The sequence below is a fragment of the Polaromonas sp. P3_C2 genome, from assembly GCF_056402675.1.
In genome coordinates this window covers 1-2,912 of the sequence record NZ_JBFUGX010000538.1, presented here as the reverse complement: position 1 = coordinate 2,912, position 2,912 = coordinate 1, and the positions used below count along the sequence as shown (strand labels likewise).

The 2,912-nt window shown below is 60.6% G+C and carries 3 protein-coding genes and 1 pseudogene; all 4 read left to right on the top strand.

Going from position 1 to position 2,912, the window contains the following annotated elements:
* Positions 1-173: pseudogene (locus AC1DWI_RS18575) on the top strand (nitrate ABC transporter substrate-binding protein); the annotation flags it as partial.
* 60 nt (positions 174-233) lie between these two features.
* Positions 234-1,199, top strand: coding sequence for a nitrate ABC transporter permease (gene ntrB / locus AC1DWI_RS18570; protein ID WP_477671581.1), 966 nt, complete (start codon positions 234-236; stop codon positions 1,197-1,199).
* Positions 1,200-1,227: 28 nt separating this feature from the next.
* Entirely contained in the window at positions 1,228-2,037 is an 810-nt protein-coding gene (locus AC1DWI_RS18565) for an ABC transporter ATP-binding protein (RefSeq protein ID WP_477648110.1), read from the top strand.
* Positions 2,038-2,098: 61 nt separating this feature from the next.
* Positions 2,099-2,912: type IV pili methyl-accepting chemotaxis transducer N-terminal domain-containing protein (locus AC1DWI_RS18560; RefSeq protein WP_477725412.1), on the top strand; the 814-nt coding region annotated here is incomplete at its 3' end.

The window sequence follows — 2,912 nt, the reverse complement described above, 5'->3', positions numbered from 1 at the left end:
ACCTGGGCATCGCCAAACAGATCAATCACATCGACGTCTACAAACAGGCCGCGACGGCTGCCAAGGCGAGCGTTCCCAAAGACATCATGCGCAGCAGCAAGCTGATGGACGGCACGGTGTGGGACGGCAAGGACCCGAAAAAATACGCCGACAGTTTCAAGGTTCACGCCTGAACACCCACGCTATATCCACGCTACACCCCACCCAACCTTCCCACGTAAAGAGGTGACGCCATGGTCAGTGCCGTATTTCACAACCCGCTGGAGGCGGCAACCCCTGCAAGCCGCAGCAACGAAAGGCCCAGAGAGGCCGTCGCTATCAATTCGATAGCTGGCGGCGCTTATCCAACGGGCTCCGCAGCCAAAAACAACATGAACGTTTCAATAAAACCCATGCCCGCCACCAAGCCATCCCGCGATGCCTCCTGGCTCTGGCTCACCATCCTGCCCCCCCTGTTGGGCCTCGGTTTGCTGGTGCTGATCTGGGAGCTTGTTTTCATGGGCACGGCCGGCAGCATTCCCTCGCCCAAAGACACCTTTGTGCAGGCGGTGCAGATCTTCAGCGACCCGTTTTACAGCAAGGGGCCGAATGACCAGGGCGTGGGCTGGAACGTGCTGTCGTCGCTCAAGCGCGTGGCCATGGGCTTTGGCATGGCGGCCGTCGTCGGCATACCGGTCGGCTTCATGATCGGTCGCTTCAATTTTTTGAGCCGCATGTTCAACCCGCTGATCAGCCTCTTGCGCCCGGTGTCGCCGCTAGCCTGGTTGCCGATTGGTCTGCTGGTCTTCAAGGGTGCCAACCCGGCTGCTATCTGGACCATCTTCATTTGCTCCATCTGGCCCATGATCATCAACACGGCTGTCGGTGTACAACGCGTGCCGCAGGACTACATGAACGTGGCGCGTGTGCTCAATCTCAGCGAGTGGAAGATCGTGACCAAGATCCTCTTTCCTGCCGTGCTGCCCTACATGCTGACCGGCGTTCGTCTGGCTGTCGGCACCGCCTGGCTGGTGATCGTGGCCGCCGAGATGCTGACCGGTGGCGTCGGCATCGGCTTCTGGGTCTGGGACGAGTGGAACAACCTCAACGTCAAGAACATCATCATCGCGATCTTCGTGATCGGCATCGTCGGGCTGGTGCTGGAGTTCGCACTGATCAAGCTTGCAACAGCCTTCACGTTTGAAGAAGTCAAGAACTGAACCGCTCGAACAAAAGGAGAACCAAGCCATGACATCCTTCACTACCAAGTACATCGAGATCCAGGGCGTAGAGCAAACTTTCAAGACCAAAAAGGGGCCGTTCTGCGCACTGCAGAACATCAACCTCACGGTAGCCAAGGGCGAGTTCGTCACACTGATCGGCCATTCAGGCTGCGGCAAATCCACGCTGCTCAACCTGATTGCCGGCCTGACCACACCCACCGAGGGCAGCCTGCTGTGCGCCAACCGCGAAATCGCCGGCCCCGGACCCGAGCGGGCCGTCGTATTCCAGAACCATTCGTTGCTGCCCTGGCTCACCTGCTTCGAGAACGTTTACCTTGCCGTCGAGCGGGTTTTTGCGGCCACGGAAAACAAGGCCCAGCTCAAGGCCCGCACCGACGCCGCACTGGCCATGGTCGGGCTGACGCCAGCGGCGCAAAAACGTCCCGGCGAGATTTCGGGCGGCATGAAGCAGCGCGTCGGCATTGCACGCGCACTGTCGATGGAACCCAAGGTGTTGCTGCTGGACGAGCCTTTCGGTGCCCTTGATGCGCTGACCCGCGCCAAGCTGCAGGATGAACTGCTGCAGATCGTCGCCACCACGCAAAGCACGGTCGTGATGGTGACCCACGATGTCGACGAAGCCGTTCTCCTGAGCGACCGCATTGTAATGATGACCAACGGTCCCGCCGCCACGATCGGCGAAGTGTTGCCAGTAGAGCTGCCCCGCCCACGTTCCCGCGTGGCGCTGGCCGAAGACATCCGTTACCTGGGTTACCGCAAGGCCGTGATCGATTTCCTTTACACCCGCCAGGGCCACGTCGAAAAAGCAGCCTGAAAAGGCCAGACCGGAAAAGCGGCAAACAAGCCGCTCCGGGATTTTCAAAGGGAGGTTTTTAATGTCTGCAGTTTTGCCAATCCCCGGCGCCGACAGAATCGCCCATGGCGCACCAGCCAGCACGCGGCCGTCAGCATCGCACGGCCTCTCCTCGCTCGGCAAGTACCGTGAAATCATCATCGCAGTCGCGTTTTTCCTGCTGTTTGACCYGGGTGTGCTGGTCCTGAACTTCTACACCTCGTTCAAGATTGACCAGGACACCGTGGCCATCAACCTTTCCGGCCGCCAGCGCGTCGTCTCGCAACGCGTCGCGCGCACCCTGCTGGAGCTTGATGCCATGCGCGTCTCGGGTGCGCCCTACAGGGCCGACACCCTGGCGGAGCTGCGTGCGGGCGCCAAAATCTTCCAGGTGTCGCAGCTGGCGTTTCGCGAAGGCGGCACCATTCCCGGCGGCGACGGCAAACCTGTCTACCTGGAGCCGGTGGTGTCCAGCCGCGGCCGTGAGCTCGAGGAAAAGGTGGAGCAAATCTGGAAGCCCTACTTCGCCCTGCTCCAGCCGCTGCTGGCAGGCGACAACTTCACGCAGCAGGAATTGGCCGCCGCGCTGGCCTACAGCCAGACCTACAACATCCAGCTGCTGGGCGCGGCCAACGACTTCGTGACCGAAACGCAGCAGATAGGCGCCTCGCGTGCCAGCGTGCTGCGCATGGTGCAAACCGGCGGTATCGTGCTGGCACTGCTGAATTTCGCCTTCATTCTGTTCAAGTTCCTGCGCCGCCTCAAAACTTCAGACGCCGCGATTGAAGCTGCCACCGAAGAAAACCGGGAGATTCTCGCCAGCGTGCGCGAAGGCCTGTTCCTGCTGACACCCCAAC

What these genes read in the sequence shown, in the direction of transcription:
- ntrB (WP_477671581.1), top strand. Translation starts at nt 234, where the DNA reads ATGGTCAGTGCCGTATTTCACAACCCGCTGGAGGCGGCAACCCCTGCA.
- AC1DWI_RS18565 (WP_477648110.1), top strand. Translation starts at nt 1,228, where the DNA reads ATGACATCCTTCACTACCAAGTACATCGAGATCCAGGGCGTAGAGCAA.